This is a genomic window from Granulicatella sp. HMSC31F03 (assembly GCF_001807725.1).
In the GTDB taxonomy this organism is placed as follows: Bacteria; Bacillota; Bacilli; order Lactobacillales; family Aerococcaceae; genus Granulicatella; species Granulicatella adiacens.
This window is the reverse complement of record NZ_KV790866.1, coordinates 111,324-129,804: the sequence shown is the minus strand read 5'-3', so window position 1 is coordinate 129,804 and position 18,481 is coordinate 111,324. Positions and strand designations below refer to the sequence as shown.

14 protein-coding genes and 1 riboswitch are annotated in these 18,481 nt (G+C 33.5%); of the genes, 11 read left to right on the top strand and 3 right to left on the bottom strand.

Annotated features, from left to right (window positions below; all coding sequences use genetic code 11):
- Positions 1 to 59 precede the first annotated feature (59 nt).
- Positions 60 to 1,910: a glycoside hydrolase family 13 protein gene (locus tag HMPREF3106_RS07045; protein WP_070437089.1), complete on the bottom strand. Its 1,851-nt coding sequence runs from the start codon at positions 1,908 to 1,910 to the stop codon at positions 60 to 62.
- Between the two features lie 273 nt (positions 1,911 to 2,183).
- Between HMPREF3106_RS07045 and glgB the strand changes: the two genes are divergently transcribed.
- The 9 genes from glgB to nth all read left to right on the top strand — a co-directional run bounded on the left by glgB (position 2,184) and on the right by nth (position 13,630).
- Positions 2,184 to 4,028 (top strand): 1,4-alpha-glucan branching protein GlgB, encoded by a 1,845-nt coding sequence (gene glgB / locus HMPREF3106_RS07040; RefSeq protein ID WP_070437097.1) that lies wholly within the window; start codon positions 2,184 to 2,186, stop codon positions 4,026 to 4,028.
- 15 nt (positions 4,029 to 4,043) lie between these two features.
- Complete coding sequence (locus HMPREF3106_RS07035; RefSeq protein WP_070437090.1) at positions 4,044 to 5,216, top strand: glucose-1-phosphate adenylyltransferase; 1,173 nt, start codon at positions 4,044 to 4,046, stop codon at positions 5,214 to 5,216.
- Position 5,217: 1 nt separating this feature from the next.
- Positions 5,218 to 6,330 (top strand): glucose-1-phosphate adenylyltransferase subunit GlgD, encoded by a 1,113-nt coding sequence (glgD, locus tag HMPREF3106_RS07030; RefSeq protein ID WP_070437091.1) that lies wholly within the window; start codon positions 5,218 to 5,220, stop codon positions 6,328 to 6,330.
- Positions 6,331 to 6,489: 159 nt separating this feature from the next.
- Complete coding sequence (locus HMPREF3106_RS07025) at positions 6,490 to 9,111, top strand: exonuclease domain-containing protein (RefSeq protein WP_070445403.1); 2,622 nt, start codon at positions 6,490 to 6,492, stop codon at positions 9,109 to 9,111.
- A gap of 106 nt (positions 9,112 to 9,217) precedes the next feature.
- On the top strand, positions 9,218 to 9,694 hold the full coding sequence (locus HMPREF3106_RS07020; protein WP_070445400.1) for a cell wall elongation regulator TseB-like domain-containing protein: 477 nt from the start codon (positions 9,218 to 9,220) through the stop codon (positions 9,692 to 9,694).
- Between the two features lie 13 nt (positions 9,695 to 9,707).
- Complete coding sequence (locus HMPREF3106_RS09445; RefSeq protein ID WP_070445397.1) at positions 9,708 to 10,895, top strand: pyridoxal phosphate-dependent aminotransferase; 1,188 nt, start codon at positions 9,708 to 9,710, stop codon at positions 10,893 to 10,895.
- Between the two features lie 30 nt (positions 10,896 to 10,925).
- The gene (gene asnS, locus HMPREF3106_RS09440; RefSeq protein ID WP_070445430.1) at positions 10,926 to 12,227 is read left to right on the top strand and encodes an asparagine--tRNA ligase; all 1,302 of its coding nucleotides are present in this window, start codon (positions 10,926 to 10,928) and stop codon (positions 12,225 to 12,227) included.
- A 71-nt stretch (positions 12,228 to 12,298) separates the two neighbouring features.
- Positions 12,299 to 12,988 carry a DnaD domain-containing protein gene (locus HMPREF3106_RS07005; protein ID WP_070445394.1) on the top strand — a complete coding sequence of 230 codons (690 nt, stop codon included), beginning with the start codon at positions 12,299 to 12,301 and terminating at the stop codon, positions 12,986 to 12,988.
- A 3-nt stretch (positions 12,989 to 12,991) separates the two neighbouring features.
- A complete protein-coding gene (nth, locus tag HMPREF3106_RS07000) occupies positions 12,992 to 13,630 on the top strand; it encodes an endonuclease III (protein ID WP_070445390.1) in 639 nt (212 codons plus the stop codon).
- 29 nt (positions 13,631 to 13,659) lie between these two features.
- On the opposite strand, the gene HMPREF3106_RS06995 is transcribed toward nth, so the two are convergent.
- Positions 13,660 to 14,481 (bottom strand): hypothetical protein, encoded by an 822-nt coding sequence (locus tag HMPREF3106_RS06995; RefSeq protein WP_070445386.1) that lies wholly within the window; start codon positions 14,479 to 14,481, stop codon positions 13,660 to 13,662.
- 283 nt (positions 14,482 to 14,764) lie between these two features.
- Between HMPREF3106_RS06995 and HMPREF3106_RS06990 the strand changes: the two genes are divergently transcribed.
- Positions 14,765 to 16,336 carry an LPXTG cell wall anchor domain-containing protein gene (locus HMPREF3106_RS06990; protein ID WP_070445383.1) on the top strand — a complete coding sequence of 524 codons (1,572 nt, stop codon included), beginning with the start codon at positions 14,765 to 14,767 and terminating at the stop codon, positions 16,334 to 16,336.
- 146 nt (positions 16,337 to 16,482) lie between these two features.
- Positions 16,483 to 16,564, top strand: a riboswitch (SMK box riboswitch).
- Complete coding sequence (gene metK, locus HMPREF3106_RS06985; RefSeq protein WP_070445427.1) at positions 16,562 to 17,734, top strand: methionine adenosyltransferase; 1,173 nt, start codon at positions 16,562 to 16,564, stop codon at positions 17,732 to 17,734. It overlaps the preceding riboswitch by 3 nt.
- A gap of 76 nt (positions 17,735 to 17,810) precedes the next feature.
- Here the strand turns inward: metK and HMPREF3106_RS06980 are convergent, their stop codons facing one another.
- On the bottom strand, positions 17,811 to 18,380 hold the full coding sequence (locus tag HMPREF3106_RS06980; RefSeq protein ID WP_083281627.1) for a tRNA 5-(aminomethyl)-2-thiouridylate-methyltransferase MnmM: 570 nt from the start codon (positions 18,378 to 18,380) through the stop codon (positions 17,811 to 17,813).
- Between the last annotated feature and the right edge of the window lie 101 nt (positions 18,381 to 18,481).

Here is an 18,481-nt window from a genome sequence, read left to right as displayed (position 1 = left end):
AATTCTTCATCAACACTATTTGACAAAGAGCCATTATCACAACCGTGATAATCTTCTTTTTATTTTTTGATTTTATAAACTGCAAACCCAACAGATGGAATTATTAATCCTTTAGGATGGTTACGTGTAGGAGTGCTAGAAAATAATTGTTTACCATGCAATCCTTCTACGAAGTGAGAATGGTTGTTGATATTTACGGCACAAATAAGAGATTCTCTTTGATAAATTAAACAACCATCTTGACAGTAAATAACTTTAAAATCTCCTTTGAACTCTTCTTTATAATCATTTCTAAATTTTGTTAGAGACAAATAATGTTCAAAAATCTCTTGATTCATTTTTGCTTTATCAAAAGTTTTACGATTGTATGGGTCTCTAAATCCTTGCATTCCAATCTCGTCTCCATAATAAATAGATGGAACACCAGGAATCGTGAATTGGATAAAACTTGCCACTTTTAGTTTCCTAATAGCATCTTCTAGCATATCTCCAGATAACTCTAAAGTAGGTCGTTCGTGGAGAGGGACATCCTCAGTATTATTAAAACCAAGAGATGTTAAGATGCGTTCAGTATCATGGCTATCTAATAAGTTCATTAATACTTCTAAAGCAGGTTTTGGATAATGGTCAATGATTTCTTCAAGAGCATATTTTAATGCTGAAGCATCTTTTGTTTTAATAAACTCTATAATTGCATTTTTCCAAGGATAATTCATTACACTATCCAATTGTTCTCCAAGGAAATACTTTCTACGACGATCATAAGCTACTTTAGTTGTCGCATCTTCCCATACTTCTCCAATAATAAGTGCTTCAGAATCGGTTTTCTTTACTGTTGTCCGAAGTTCATCTAAAAACTCGTCAGGAAATTCATCTGCCACGTCTAATCGCCAACCAGAAATTCCTAAATGTTGCCAAAATGGGAGAACCCCATCGCTTGGATTGTTTATAAAATCCATATAAGATTTGTTTAACTTATTAACGGTAGGAAGGTTGGAAAATCCCCACCATGAATGATAGGTATCAGGGTAGTGCATGAAATTAAACCATGAATAATATGGAGAATTGATTGAATTAAAGGCACCATTACTTTCATAGTGACCTTGTTTATTAAAGTAAATACTATCATCACCAGTATGGCTGAATACACCATCTAGAATAATATGGATACCATGCTTTTTGAAAAGCTCACATAACTCCTTAAAGTCATCATTTGTACCTAAATACGGATCGACATTAAAATAGTCAGCAGTTGAATACCGATGGTTATCCGGACTTTCCATAATTGGATTCAAATAAATACAATTAACATTTAGTTTTTTAAAGTGTTCTAGTTCCTCTTCAATTCCCTTTAGATTTCCTAAGAAGAAATCTTGAGCTTTATAATTTTCATGAGTGATTCCTGAATCGGGGTTTTCATTCCAATTAAAGTGTTTAATTCGGACCTCTTCATTACGCGCAATTTGGGCTTTATAATTGTTACTCTTTTTAAAACGATCAGGGAAAATTTGATACATAATTCCACCTTTGAACCAATCTGGAGTGTGGAATTCTTTATCATATACAGTCAATTGCCAGCAATTCACTTCATTAAAGTAGAGTGTAGGAACCGCCTGAAATTTGTTATTGCTTAAAAAATACATCCCGATTTCTGATCGAACTTCAAAGTAGTAGAAGTAAAGACCGGTATCTAATTTAGAAATTTCAAAAGTATATAATGTCCCATCTGCTTCAATCTTAGATAGACTTGGATGTAACACATGTATTTTTTGAGTAAAATCTTCTTTTAGAATTAATTGTAACGATGAAAGAGGAGTGTCTTTAGTCACTTTTACTTGTATAAAGACAGATTGTTCATTGGTCACTGCACCAGCAGGATACTTATTCATAAGTGAGTGATATTGAATCATTAGTAACCTCCTTTTTATTTATAAATCTAGTTTCATTGTAATACAAACTTCTTAAAAGTGATAACAAAACGAAGAATTGAAAAATATTATAGATACAACAATAAATAACATGAAAATTCACACAATAGTATAGGAAAATTAAAAAAATATGATATAATTTATAAAAGAGAAATTGTTCAACTAGTAACATTTTCTAATTTTTTGTCCAGAACTTGAAAACGCTTATCTGTATAGTAAAGCGATTTGAAAAGGAGTGATTGTCAAGTGCAACAAATGGCAGAATATTTATTTCATGAAGGTAGAAACTTTCATAGTTATGATTATTTGGGTAACTTTTTAACTGAAGAAGGTTGTACGTTTCGAGTATGGGCTCCTAATGCCAAAGAGGTCTATGTGACTGGTGATTTTTGTAATTGGGAACCTACTAAATTTGCTATGAAACGAATAAATGATAACGGAATATATGAAATAACAATTCCTGGAATTAAGCAATTTGATGCTTATAAATATGTCATCATTCCTTATAACGGAAATTTTCTTTGGAAAGCTGATCCTTATGCAAGACATGCGGAAACAAGACCTAATACGGCATCCAAAGTATATGAATTTCCGGAATTCACATGGTCCGATTCAAAGTGGATAGAACAAAGAAATATTCCTTATCAAAATGCTTTAAATATATATGAGGTAGAATTAGGATCTTTTAAGAGAAAAGAGAATGGAGAATCATACTCTTACCGGGAATTAGTGGATGAATTGATCCCCTATGTAAAAGAGATGAACTATACTCATATCGAATTGCTTCCAATTACGGAATATCCTTATGACAAATCATGGGGATATCAAGTGACAGGTTTTTTTGCCGCAACATCTAGATTTGGGACTCCTGAAGATTTTATGTATTTTGTGGATGAATGCCACAAAGCCAATCTAGGAGTTATTTTAGATTGGGTTCCTGGTCATTTTACGAAAGACGCTTTCGGATTATATGAATTTGATGGAACACCTTGCTACGAGTATGGAGATCTCCGGAAACAAGAACATAAAGGCTGGGGGACAAGGGTTTTTGATTATGGAAGGTCAGAAGTACAATCTTTTCTATTCTCTAGTGCTGTTTTTTGGATTGAAAAGTTTCATATTGATGGCTTAAGAGTCGATGCAGTCAGTTCGATGTTATTTTATAACTACTGTAGAAATGAGGAAGAGTCGGCAAGGAATATATACGGTGGCTTTGAAAATCTTGAGGCTATTCATTTTATTAAAGAACTGAATCAATTTGTGAGAAATCATTATCCAGGGGTGATGATGATAGCTGAGGAGTCGACTTCTTATGAAGGGGTAACAAAACCAATCGAAGAAGGAGGCTTAGGATTCCACTTTAAATGGAATATGGGATGGATGAATGATTCCCTTGATTACTTAGAAACAGACCCTTTGTTTAGAGGGGGAATTCATCATCAATTTACTTTTTCTATGATGTACGCATTCACTGAGAATTATATTTTACCTATTTCACATGATGAAGTCGTTCATGGAAAGAAATCTCTAGTAGATAAAGCGCCGGTTTCTTACGAAGATAAGTTTGCAAATTACCGTGCTTTTATGGGATATATGATGGCACATCCAGGGAAAAAACTAAACTTTATGGGAAATGAAATTCCGCAAATTATTGAATGGAATGAAGAAAGAGAATTAGACTGGTTTCTACTAAATTATCCGATTCATGATGCTACTCATCGTTATGTGAAAGATTTGAATGCTTTTTATAAAAAACATTCAGAATTGTGGCAGTTAGATGGTGGATGGTCAGGATTCAGGTGGCACGAGGTTCAAGATATTTGGAATAATGTTTTCGCGTTTTCTAGAATAAATGAATCTGGGGATGAAATTTTAGTTATTTCTAATTTTTCAGGAAACTTAATCAGAAATTATAAATTAGGTGTTTCTAAATGGGGTAGTTATAAGGTAGTTTTAAATTCTGATGCAAGAAAGTATAACGGAAGTGGGCTTATCAATAGAGCTCTTCACACAAAAACTCAACCACATAAAGAGTTTGATTATACTTTAGAGGTAAATGTACCACCGTTTTCAACTTTATATATTATTAATAATAATTAATCGGAGGATAAACATATGGCAAGAAAAAAAGAAATTGTTGCAATGCTACTAGCTGGTGGACAAGGAACACGTCTCCAAGTTCTTACAAAAGATATGGCCAAACCAGCTGTCCCATTTGGTGGAAAATATCGAATTATTGACTTTCCACTTTCTAACTGTTCTAATTCAGGAATTTCCACTGTTGGTGTTCTTACACAGTTTATGCCTCTAGAACTTAATTCCTATATGGGGAATGGTAACCCATGGGATTTAGACAGAGTTGATGGAGGTTTAACGATTCTTCCTCCGTATACTGCTGGAAAAACGGGTGAATGGTATAAAGGAACAGCAAATGCCATTTATCAGAATATTAAATATATTGAACAATATGATCCAGAGTATGTTTTAATTTTATCAGGGGATCATATTTACAAAATGAATTACAATAAGATGCTTGATTTCCATAAGGAAAAAGAAGCTGACTTAACGGTAGCTCATATTAATGTGCCATTAGAAGAAGCAAGCCGTTTTGGGATTTTGAATACGAATGATGACTTACAAATCATTGAGTTTCTTGAAAAACCAGAAAATCCAATTTCGACTAAAGCCTCAATGGGAATTTATATTTTTAACTGGAAAGTTCTTAAAGAGTATTTAATTCGAGATGAGGAAAATCCTGAGAGTGAAAAAGATTTTGGAAAGAATATTATCCCAATGCTCTTAGAAGAAAATCGTCGAATTTTTGCATTTCCTTTTGCTGGTTATTGGAAGGACGTTGGTACGATTGAAAGTCTTTGGGAAGCCAATATGGACTTAATTAAACGTAGAGATGAATTTAATATCTCTGATAAAACATGGAAAGTTTACTATCGACATGAAGGAAAACTACCTCAATTTATTGGAGATAGTGCTCAAGTAACAGATTCAATGATTTCAGATGGGACGATTGTGTTAGGAACCGTTCATGAATCTATTGTTTCTTCTGGAGTATCCATTGGAAAGAATGCCAAGGTTCAAGGAAGTATTATTATGCAAAATGCTGTAATAGAAGAAGGAGCAACAGTTACCAATTCAATTATTGCCGAAGGAACTGTTGTAAAATCTGGAGTAACAGTAGGGCATTCTGAAGTGGAACTTGGTCAAGATATGATTACCGTAATTGGTAAAGATGAGATTGTTACAGAAGATACAAAAGTTGGAGGTAACTAATATGATTAAAGCGTTTTGTGTACTATTTGCAGATAATTATAGAAATGATGATTTACAAGGATTAGTTCGAAATCGTACAGCGGCTGCATTGCCAGTAATCTCTCGCTATCGTATGGTTGACTTTATGATTTCATCTCTTGTGCATGCCAACATTGATAATATTGCAGTCCTTACCAACCATAACTATAAATCTTTATTAGATCATATGTCTCATGGTAAGGATTGGGATTTGAACCGAAAAAATCGTGGGCTTAAATTTATTACTCCTATGTCTAATTACTTATCGACGCGAATTCCTCAGAATAAAATTGAGGCTTTAGCTAACACGATGGTTTATACACAAAGTTTAGATGAAGAATTTGTTATTTTAGCGGATACCAATATTATTGGAAATATTGATTTTAAAGAAATGTTCCAATACCACTTAGATACTGGTTCGGATATTACTGTAGCTTATACTTACAGAAAGCCTAATGTTGGTGAATCACAAATCATTTTTGATGAAAATCATAAAGTATATGAATCTCTTTATCATTTTGATGGGTCAGAAAATATTTGTGCAACTCAAGTAAAAATTTACATTTTGACCAAGGAACTTTTCAATGGCATTGTTAAGAAGGGATTAACTCTAGGATGGGAAGATATTCTTAGAGATTATATTGCCAAAAATTTAGAAACTTTACGAGTGTTTGCTTATCAAATTAAAGGTTATTTGAAGGTTGTTAATAATATCAAAGATTATTATGATTTAAATATGGATATGTTAGATTTTAATAATCTTAAAGATGTATTCCTCTCAGGTACAGATATTATTACTCGTGTACAAGATACGGTACCTACTATTTATGGAAAAAACGCTGCTGTAAAAGAATCTATACTTGGTGATGGATCGAAAATTAACGGAACTGTTGAAAATAGTATAATCTTCCGTGATGTCGTCGTAGAAGAAGGAGCGGTTGTACGAAATAGTATTATTTTATCGGATGCAATTATTAAGACAGGTGCTCACCTAGATTATGTGATTGCAGATAAAGGTGTAGTTGTCAAACAGCATACTGTTCTTACAGGAACTGAAGAAGTACAAGTAGTTGTGGATAAAGGTAAAACAGTTTAAAATATAAATCATTTAAAAAGAAGCTAGAGGTGCTCTCTAGCTTCTTTTTTTTGAAAAAAAATAAACTATAGTCAGCGAATGTGTATTTTGTTGGTTGCAACCCTTTAAAGAAGTTAGTACACTAATATAGATGAGAATACTGAGAAAGGGGGATTGCAAATGCAGAGAAAATATGCCGTCATTGATTTAGAAACAACGGGTCCTAAATACGAGCAAGGGGACCGTATTTTTCAATTTGGGTGTACCTTGATTACTGATCATAAAATCGTTGAACATATTACTTTAAATATAAATCCCGAGCAAAGTATTCCTTTTGAAATACAGTTATTAACGGGTGTAACAAATGCTGATGTTGAAAAAGCACCTTATTTTGATGAAGTGGCAATGAATATTTTCAATCTGTTAGAAGGTCGAACTCTTGTAGCCCATAATGTTGGATTTGACGGACCTTTTATCATTACTGCTTTAAAAGAGGCTCTAGGGATTGAGTTAGAAGTTCCCTTTATAGATACTGTTCAATTGGCTCAAATTTGTTACCCGACAGCTATCAGTTATCGTTTAAGTGACTTAACAAGTATGTTAAAAATTCCTCATACACAAGTTCATACAGCTGGAAGTGACGCTAAGGCAACTGCCCAATTATTTTTAAAACTTCAAGAGAAAATTCGTAGTTTTTCTAAGGTAACGCTTGAACAATTAGTTGAATTTTCGAGTGAACTTATTGGGGATACGGGGGATATTTTTAAGGATGCCCTCAGTATTTCTAAAGGGAAGGATAGTAATAATCATTTAATAGAAAATGGTTTTGTAGTGTCGAAAAAGGTTTTCGAAGAAAAAAGCTTTCCAACAACTACTAAAGTTTCTGCAATCAATGCCTATAGTCAATTAGTTGAAAATCAATTTTTAAAAGATAATGATGCTCAAAGAAAAATTATTAAAAAAATTCTTGAAGCATTAGAAGAAGAGGAACCCATTCATTTTATAGAAGCACCGCCAGGCTCTGGAAAAACATATGCTTATCTTCTTGCAGCTCTTGAAAAGGGCACAAATCAAAATCCTATTTGGATTGTTACGTCAAATTTATTACTCCAGCAACAATTGTATGAAGATAGTGTACTTCCAATAGTAAGTGCCTTAAAGTTAAAAAATCCTATTGTTTCAATAAAGGGACAAAGAAATTATATTGATTTAGAAGCTTTCTCTTACAAAATTAGTCAGTTAAAAAATGACAAGAGTCCAAGGGTCAGTTTGTCAGTTATGGGCTTAGTTGTTTGGATTACTGAAACTAAAACAGGAGATTTATCAGAATGTAATCAAGTCCTATACCAATCATCTCTTTGGAAAGATATTTGTGTGAAAGAGAATTCTAAAATGGAAAGTTTATATTGGACGAAAGCTGTTCAATCTGTTCAAAACAGCAGTATCGTAGTAACAAATCATGCCTTTTTAATTCATTATGCGTCTACAATTTCTAAAGAGGTGAAACCAATTGTTCTATTAGATGAAGTGCAACAGTTTGAACATTCGTTAGAACAGTACGGAACCGTATCGATTAAATTCTCGAACTTGTTCTTATTACAACAATTATGGAGTGATTACTATCTAAATTCGATGACAAATTTTTCAAAAGATGAGGAGCATTTGTCCAGAACAATAAACCGCAAACTTTTAGAAATTTGTGACTTATATGAAACTTGGTTTGAAGAATTGGATAGAGGAAATTATTTGAAGGTATCTATAGTTTTTACAAATGAAGAATGGATTGAAACGATTCATCATGAAATGATTCGAGCGTTCACAAAGTCCATCATTCAGTTAATGAATTATCTTCAAGAAAATTCAGGAAAGACAAGTTTATTTGAGAATAGCATTCAATTATTACAAGAAATGAAGGATTCCTTGCTCAAATTCCAAGAGTCCAATCATTCGTATTTTGTCATTGAAAGAAAAGATCAATTTGGACAAACAACAATAGAAGTATCGAGAGTTGACTCAGTTACTCACATTTTTAATCATTTTAGGAAAACAATTAAGAAGTTAATAGGGATTTCTGCAACAATTCCAACTTTTACTCCTTTATTTTACGATTTAAAGGCAAAAGAGAACCTTACAATTATTGACTCAAAAGTGAATTTGTCCGCCCACCATATTTTTATTCCAAATGACTTAGTTTCTGTTACTGCAGCTTCAAGTAACCAATATCACGAACAAATCGCATATTGTATTCAACAGATTTATGAACGTAATGGGGGGAGAATGTTAGTTTTAATGCATTCCATTGAGGCATTGATGGCAGTAGAAGATTTGATGGTTAATTATTGTAAAAGGAATCATATTGAGTTACTAGCTCAAAAAGGATCTCAATTAGGACGGAAAATTCAAAGAAGATTCCAAGAAAAGAGTGATTCCATTTTACTAGGAGTATACAGTTTCTGGGAAGGGTTTGATAGTGGTGGAGTTTCTATAGACTCTTTAGTAATTACTAAATTACCATTTCCAAATCCAGTAACAACCCATCAACAAATTGTTCAATTGGAGATGAAAGAACAGAATCGTTCCTATTTTGCTCATTATTCTATTAAAATGATGCTTCTTCAACTTTACCAAGGATTAGGTCGATTTAGTCGTCCAACACAAAAGAATGCAGAAATATGGATTTTAGATGTACGAGCCTCTATTAGTAGGTATTCAGAGAAAGTAAAAAATATTTTCCCAGAGAATGCAGTGGTTATCGAAAAGACTTTCAAAAAATGTTTGAATAGTGCGCGTATTAAAAAGTAAGATTGACAAAGTTTGGAATTAATTTTATAAGGGGATGTTGGTATTTTTGCTTAGAATAGCGTATAATACCTTTATCTATGAAAGTTTGAGTTGAGGAGAGAAATTGATGAAAAGAAAATCAATGTTTATTCTATTGCTCACTTTATTTCTATTATTTTTAGCTGGCGCACAAATCTTTTTAACGAGTGTTGATCCAAAAATAAAAAAACGTAACGAAGCACTAACATTAATGGCTCCAAAAGTGGAGTTTTCTAAAGTAACTAAGTTTTACTGGTTTAATAATGATAAAACTTACTACACGATTATGGGTGAAGACACTGAAGGAAAAGCAATTTATGCGATCACTCCTGAAGAAGGGGGAGAAGTGACCATCCTTCAGCAATCTGCAGTGGTTAACGAAGAAGAGGCACGTTCCATTACGGCTCAAGCAAAACCAGATGTCGAGGTTTTAGAAGCGAGAATGGGTATTTTGAACGGAGAGCCAGTATGGGAAGTGAATTATAGAATGAATAATCAAAGAATTGGTTATTACTATATTTCGGCTCAGAATGGACAATGGATTAAAGATATTGAGAATATATAGAAATTGGTGATTTATGGTAAAAATTTCAAATAGAGTATCAAGAATCTTACCGTCAGGGACTTTAGCAATGACTCAAAAGGCTAGAGAATTAAAGGAGAAAGGTCGGAAGGTTATTAGTCTTTCGATTGGAGAACCAGATTTCAATACTCCAGAACAAATCACAGATGCAGCCATTACTGCTTTAAAAAGCCACGAAACGGATCACTATACTCCTGCGTTAGGAATAGATTCTTTACGCCAAGCGATTTGTGATTATCATTATCGAAGAGATGGAATACGTTTAGAAAAGAATCAAGTAGCTACTTTTTCAGGAGCGAAATTTGCTTTGTATTCAGTTTTCATGACTTTAGTTGACGCTGGAGATGAGGTATTAATTCCAATTCCTTATTGGGTTAGTTACGCTGAGCAAGTTCAATTAGCAGAAGGTGTTCCAGTATATATTGAAACTAAAGAAAAAAATTCATTTAAAGTAACGATTGACTTACTAAATGAATATGTGACTGAAAAGACAAAACTCTTGTTATTAAATGCGCCATCGAATCCATCCGGGCTCCTTTATACAAAAGATGAGCTATTCGCTATTGGAAATTGGGCATTAGAACACAACATTTTTGTAATCGCAGATGAAATTTATTATGAATTAGTGTATGGTGAAGATTCAATTAGTATGGCAAGCTTATCGAAGGAAATTTTTGATAATACACTTATTGTAAATGGTTTATCGAAATCTGTGGCCATGACAGGTTGGCGTTTAGGATATGTTTTTGGTCCTCAAAAAGTTATTAGAGCTTTAAATGACCTTACAAGCCATACAACTAGCAATCCTGCTGCGGTTACTCAATATGCGGCTATTCGTGCATTTGATGAAGATATGGAAGTCGTTAAGTCGCAGATGCGTGAAAAATTTCAATTAAGGATTAACTTGTTTCATCAACTTCTGAACGAAATTCAAGGAATCAAGTGTGAAAAGCCTAAAGGAGCTTTCTATTTATTTGCGAATATAAAAACAGCCATGCATATTGTTGGTGTTGCCTCGTCAGAAGAATTTGCTTTAAAACTTTTGGAAGAAGCTGGAGTGGCTACTGTATCTGGAGAAAATTTTGGATGCAATGGCTTTCTAAGGCTTAGCTGCGCTAGTAGCGAAGAAGAGTTAAGAGAAGCAGCAAATCGTATTAAAGAATTTATTGAATCATATTTGTAAAGGAAGAGGGATAATTTGAAAACTATAACAATGAATCAAGCAAAAGATTACGTTGGACAAACCGTTAAAATTGGTGCCTGGGTTACCAATAAACGTTCTAGCGGAAAAATCGCATTCTTACAATTGCGTGATGGAAAAGCTTATTTCCAAGGAATTGTAGTGAAAGCTGATGTAAATAAAGAAACTTTTGAATTAGCAAAAGGATTAACTCAAGAAAGTTCTGTATTCGTAACAGGTGTTGTACAAGAAGATACTCGTTCTAAATTAGGATATGAGTTATTAGTAAAAGACATCGAGTTAATCGGTGAGAGTCATGAATACCCAATTACTCCAAAAGAGCATGGTACTGACTTCTTAATGGACCACCGTCACTTATGGTTACGTTCAACAAAACAACATGCTATTATGGAAATTCGTAATGCGATTATTTACGCATCGTATGAATTCTTTGATAAAAATGGATTCATTAAATTCGATAGTCCAATTCTTTCAGGAAATGCGGCAGAAGATTCTACAGAATTATTCGAAACGGATTACTTTGGAGAACCAGCATTTTTAACACAATCTGGTCAATTATATTTAGAAGCTGGAGCAATGGCATTTGGTCGTGTATTCGACTTTGGGCCAGTATTCCGTGCAGAAAAATCTAAAACTCGTCGTCATTTAACTGAGTTCTGGATGATGGATGCGGAGTATTTATACTTAACACATGACGAGTCATTAGACTTACAAGAGGCATACGTTAAAGCATTAATTCAAGGCGTACTAGACCGTGCACCTCATGCATTAGAAACTCTTGAACGTGACACTGAATTATTGAAGAAATATATTAGCGAACCGTTCAAACGTATCACATACGATGAAGCGATTGATTTGTTACAAGCGCACGAAAATGACGAAGATACAGGTTACGAACACTTAGAACACGGTGATGACTTCGGTTCACCACATGAAACATGGATTTCAAACCACTTTGGTGTTCCAACATTCGTCATCAACTATCCAACCGAAATTAAAGCTTTCTATATGAAACCAGTTCCTGGAAATGAAAGTCGTGTATTATGTGCGGACTTACTTGCTCCGGAAGGATATGGGGAAGTTATCGGAGGAAGTGAACGTGAAACGGACTACGATAAATTATTAGACAGAATTAAATCAAATGGATTAAATCCAGATGACTACGCATTCTACTTAGATTTACGTAAATTCGGTTCAGTGCCTCACTCAGGATTCGGACTTGGTCTAGAACGTATGGTAACATTTGTAGCTGGTACGAAACATATTCGTGAAGCGATCCCATTCCCACGTTTATTAAACCGTATTTACCCATAAATAATAAAATGAATATAAAAGAGCCGCTGACAAGAGTCGTTGGCTCTTTTTTAGAAGAGGGAGGAAATCGAATGGCATTAACATTCCAAGAGCATTGGATGTTTAGTGGTTCCACAACCGTACCTAATGTTTTGATTCAGTACTATCGGCATTTACAATTAAATGCGGATGAATGTTTGTTAATTTCTTGGCTACTACAAAGGCATACAGAAGAATACTTCGTTTTAAATGTAGAAGAAACTTGTAAAACATTTGGGCTGGATGAAAAACAATTATTTGGAATTATTCAACATTTAATGGATAGACAAGTTTTAGTGATTCAACAAAGAGAAACTAACAATGAGAAAAAGGTAGACTATTACAGTTTTAAACCTTTAATGCAACAATTAGAGATTGCATATAAGCAACATTCCATTAAAAATAAAGAGCAAAAACAGTCTGATATTAACTTGTTAGCTTTAATTGAACAGGAATTTGGCAGACCACTTAGTTCTTTTGAAATTCAGAATGTATCTAGTTGGATTCACCAGGATCATTATCCACAAGAAATTATTATTGCAGCATTAAAGGAATGTGTATTAAATCAGGTCTTCACGATTAAATATATGGATAAGATTCTTTTGAGTTGGCATCGAAAAGGAATTAAAACTTTACAACAGCTTGCTACTGAAAAGAGTCGAATCAAAAATAATCAAGTTGAACTACAAGCTAGTCCACTGGATAAAACTAAAGTACCGATGATTCATTGGACGAAAAGGTGATTTATGTTATCGAAAGCAAAAACTATTGAAGCAGTAGAGAGAATGGAAAAACTATTTCCTGATGCGCACTGTGAATTGAATCATGAAACACCTTTTCAACTTTTAATTGCAACGATCTTAAGTGCACAGGCTACAGATAAAGGCGTTAATAAAGTGACGCCGAAACTTTTTGCAATTTATCCCACTGCTCATGCTCTAGCAAATAGTGAAGAAGAAGTTGTAATTGAGTGTATTCAATCATTAGGATTATACCGAAATAAAGCCAAAAATATTAGACTTTGTGCCCAGCAACTTGTTGAAAAATATAATGGTGAAGTTCCAAGAACAAGAGAAGAATTGGTTTCGCTTGCTGGTGTAGGGCGAAAAACAGCAAATGTTGTACTAAGTGTTGCTTTTGGCTTACCAGCCTTTGCTGTAGATACTCATGTGGAAAGAGTAAGCAAAAGATTACAGATTTGTAAACAGTCAGCATCCGTTCTTGAGGTTGAAGAAACCTTATGTAAAAAGTTACCTAAGATTAAATGGGGAAAGGCTCATCATTGGATGATTTTCTTTGGAAGATATCATTGTACGGCTAGGAGTCCCAAGTGTGAGGGATGTCCATTGTTAGATCTTTGTGCATATGGTCAAAAAGAAGTTTAAAAAAACGTTGGACAATGTCCAACGTTTTTTTAAATGATAAAGAAAAATCCATATAAAAATGACATTACAATTAAATACCAATGTAAGTATGTAAATTGTCGATTAACAGAAAATTCTTTTCGATAGTATATTTGATATAAAATTGGAATCAATAAGGATAATGAGAATAAAATCGTTCCCAGAACACTGAAAGAGCCTAGGTACCAGACAAAGTAGATTATTGTTCCAATTAGCCAAGAAAGATTAAATAAAACAGTACAAATTGCGACTACTGGACCATAGTGTCTTTTTCCTTCTCTAATTTCGACCAAACGTGATTTAACATGAGAAACATATAATCCAAATAAAATATATTGGAATAATTGAATGCCAATTTCTTTAGAAACCGCGCCACTTAAAATAAACAAAGTGATGAAATTCCCCAAATAATATTTTGAAATACTATTTAAAAAAGAATGATAAATATAAAACATATCATTTGTCTTCAATTCAAACAAGTGACCGTGGTTCAGAATCACTATTAAAAGTAAAAGAAGAACGATTCTTAAAGCTACATTTTGATAAAAATAGACTAGAAGAGAAAGTAACAGTATGTCTGTAATAGCTATAAAAATCCATCTTTTCATTTCTGGATGGTTAGCAAATTTTCTAAATGAATTTTCTTGCAAATAAATAATGACAAAGAACAAAAACAATACTGAAAAATGAGTAAAGTGAAATTGTTGTTGTCTTACAGCAAGAAGAAGTCCGATTAAACAATAACCTAAAGGAGCTAAAATAAAATTCAGCCAAGGAGAGGTTAGTTGATGTAAGATGTTCGAAACGGACATAGACTGTGGTTCGTTGTTCATAAAAATACCTCATTCTTAATTATAGTTTAATGATATGGAATAATGCCGTTCTTGTCAAGATGAGGGGATTTAAAGGCGTTTTTACGTCTTTTGAAAAGAAAACTATTTCTTTATATGAAATCAATGAAAACTTTTTCTATTTTTGTTCAATTTTTCATTTGATGAAAATGTGAATATATCGAATATTTAACAATTATACTATGTTAATTGTTGTGTTAATGTGATAATATGAACATATAAATCATTGATTTATTACCAGCAAATCAAGAAAAGAGGATTAAATATGAAAAAAACCAGAAAAATCACCTTTTTATCGTTCTTATTAGTATTTTTAGCAGCACTCTTCTCCTTAACTTCACGAAATGCTTCTGCGGATACCTCTCCGACAGTTACTGGTAATTTAGCTGATGCCATAACTAGTTTAAGTATCTCTAATAATGAAGGCGGAAAGTTGGACTGGGATTTAGCACAATGGGCTACTTTTAGAATTAATGCTACATTTGATTTAAGCGATAAGGATGTTAAAGCAGGAGACAAAACGATTTTAACAGTTCCTGATGCATTGATTATTACTTCAACTAGCTTTGAAATTCGAGATGTTAATACAAAAGAAGTGATTGCACATGCAACGGTGGATGCCAATAATAAAACTTTAACCTTAGAGTATACAGATTATGTAGAAAAGCATTCAGATACAAACGGTAAATTCTTCTTCTATGCTAGAGTAGATTTCAAAAAACATCCACAAGCTGGAGAGATTTCGATAGATCTAAGTGTAAACAAAGAAACAAAAGTCGCTGGAAAAATCAAATTTAAAGGCATTGGAGATGGAAATCCAACACTTTTCACAAAAACTAGTTGGGTAAACAATACAGACTATAAAACTGTTTCCTACAATATTTCTATTAACCGAACAAAGCAGAATTTAAAAGAAGTTACAATAGAAGATCAATTACAATACCATAATGCTTCTTATGTGAAAGATAGTTTTCGAATTTATAAAGGAAAATTTAATTACGTAAATGGTGAATGGCAATTCACAGACAGAACAGATGTCACAAGTCAACATAAAGTTACTTTTGGTGCAGATGGAAAGTCTTTTGTTGCTGAACTAGGAGATATTAGTGAAACAGATCAATATCGTATATCATATGATGTCAGATTAAACTATTCTCCTTTAGACGGAGAACTGTTGAAAAATGATGCGAAATTAAAAGCGAAGGGAATTGTTCAAAAAGAAGTTACAAATGCTTCTGCTGTGCAAGTAGCTGGAGGTTCTGGAATAGGTTATGTATTCACCATTAATGTTCATAAAGTAGATGATGAAAATAAACCATTAGCTGGAGTAAAGTTTAAACTGACTCGATTAAGAAATAATCAAGTAATAGGAGAATATGTCACTGATTCTAATGGAAATATCACGGTACCTTCATTATTAAAAGATAAATATACACTTACAGAAGTTGAAACACTTCCAGGATATAAAATTGAAACACCTGAAACAGATGTAAATATTGCTGATTTTGCAGCTGATAGAACAGTTACAAAAACAATTGTGAATCCAAAAGAACAAACAACAACGACGACTACAACAACCACAACAACTACTACGACTTCTACAACTACAACGTCAACCACGACAACTGAAGAGTCTACAACAGTAACGACTACAACAGAGTCTCCTTCAACGACAACAGAAGTCCCAAGTACTGTTGAAACGACAGAGAACACTACAACAACCGAAGAAAAACCAGAATTGCCAAATACTGGTACTTCGAATTATAATATTCTAGTTTTAATAGCTGGTTTATTCTTAGTGACTTCATTTGTAGTGATTCGTAAAGAAACAAATTAATGATGATTTAATATGTAAAGCCTAGGTCTATACTTAGGCTTTTTTATTAAGTTTAAAATTTGTATTTAAGTCGATTACAAATTTCCATTCAGTTCTTAATGATAATTGATTTTACTATCATTTTTTTTTAAAAGTGCTATAATAGGAAAAGTTAAAAATGATATTCCCGAAAGGATGCACCATGTGTAGATGCCTTGTAACCGGAATTGAATGGGGGAAAAAGAAATGGAAAAAATTTTATTTACATCGGAATCCGTAACAGAAGGACATCCCGATAAAGTTGCAGACCAAATTAGTGATGGTATTTTAGATGCCATTCTTGCTCAAGATCCAACTGCTCGTGTAGCTTGTGAGACAGTAGTAAATACTGGTTTAGTCGTTTTAGTAGGAGAAATCACAACGAGTGCGGTAGTTGATTACCAACAAGTTGCTCGTGATACGATTCGTAAAATAGGATACACTGACCGCAAGTATGGATACGATGCTGATGCAGTTGCGGTTATGGTTTCTTTAGACAAGCAATCACCAGATATTGCAATGGGGGTTGACGATGCATTAGAAACTCGTGGACAATCTGAAGAGTTTGGAGCAGGGGACCAAGGTTTAATGTTTGGTTACGCTACAAATGAAACGAAGTCTTATATGCCACTGCCAATTGATTTAAGTCATAAGTTAGCTTATCAACTGGCAAAAGTTCGTAAAGAGAAACAATTAGATTACTTAGGTCCAGATGGAAAAGTTCAAGTAACAATTGAATATACTCCTGAACATAAAGTAAAACGTATTGATACAATTGTTGTAAGTACACAACATGATGAAGAGATTTCTCAAGAGCAAATCAGAAAGGACGTACTTGAGTATGTTGTAAAACCAGTCGTACCTTCTGAATTACTTGACGATGAAACACGTTACTTCATTAATCCGACTGGTAAATTCGTTATTGGTGGACCTGTTGGAGACTCAGGATTAACTGGACGTAAAATTATCGTAGATACTTACGGTGGTTATGCACGTCATGGTGGTGGAGCTTTCTCTGGTAAGGATTCTACAAAGGTAGACCGTTCTGCAAGTTATGCAGCACGTTATATCGCAAAAAATGTTGTTGCAGCAGGTCTTGCTGAAAAATGTGAAATTCAATTAGCGTATGCGATTGGAGTAGCACAACCAGTTTCGATTGCTGTAGATACTTTTGGAACTAACTACGTACCAGAAGATAAAATCATTGAAGTCATTCGTAAAGAGTTCCGCTTAACTCCAAAAGGAATTATTGAAACACTAAACTTACGTAGACCTATCTATCAACAAACTGCAGCTTATGGTCATTTTGGTAGAACAGATATTGAACTTCCATGGGAACAACTGAATAAAGTAGAAGAGTTAAAAGCTTATTTTGCTTAAACGATCATGAAGAAAGCCAACCTCAATGAGGTTGGCTTTTCATTTAAAGTAGAAAATTATCATATATGATAATTTTCTACTTTTTTTCTATGACATAACAAATTGGTGGGCAGTTGATTTGATTGATAAATTGATATTTTAAAACGGACCATTCCTTTTGAGAAAGAGCTGAAATGAGTTCTTCAACAGCATCCTTTTCTTCTAACCCACCGTCATGACCATAGTAGGAAACGATGATTATTTTTCCATTTTTCTCTAGTCGTCCAAGCAAAATTTGGATGGCTTCAAGAGTGGAAGAGGGAATTGTGATGATTTTTTTATCACTTCCAGGTAAATAACCAAGATTAAAAATAGCTAATCTAACACGCTCCTCTGGTTCTAAATAGTTTGAAATGTTCGCGTGAGAGTCTAGAATACAAGTCACTTTTGGGGCTAAGTCATATTTTTGTAATAATTGTCTTGTTTGTAAAATAGCTGTTTCTTGAATATCAAAAGATAAAATTTTTGAAGTCGAATCTATATGTTGTGCCAAAAAAAGTGTGTCATGTCCATTTCCTGCGGTTGCGTCGATAAATAGTCCATTTTCTAAATTTGCGGAAAGTATCATTTCGTGGCTAAATTGTTGAGCGTTCTTCAAAATAAACACCTCTTAAGTAAAATTTTACAATTTGTTACATATTTTTTACGGATATTAAGAGTATACGACGTTTTGCGTGTTCGCGCAACGTTCCCCTACACATTCAATTT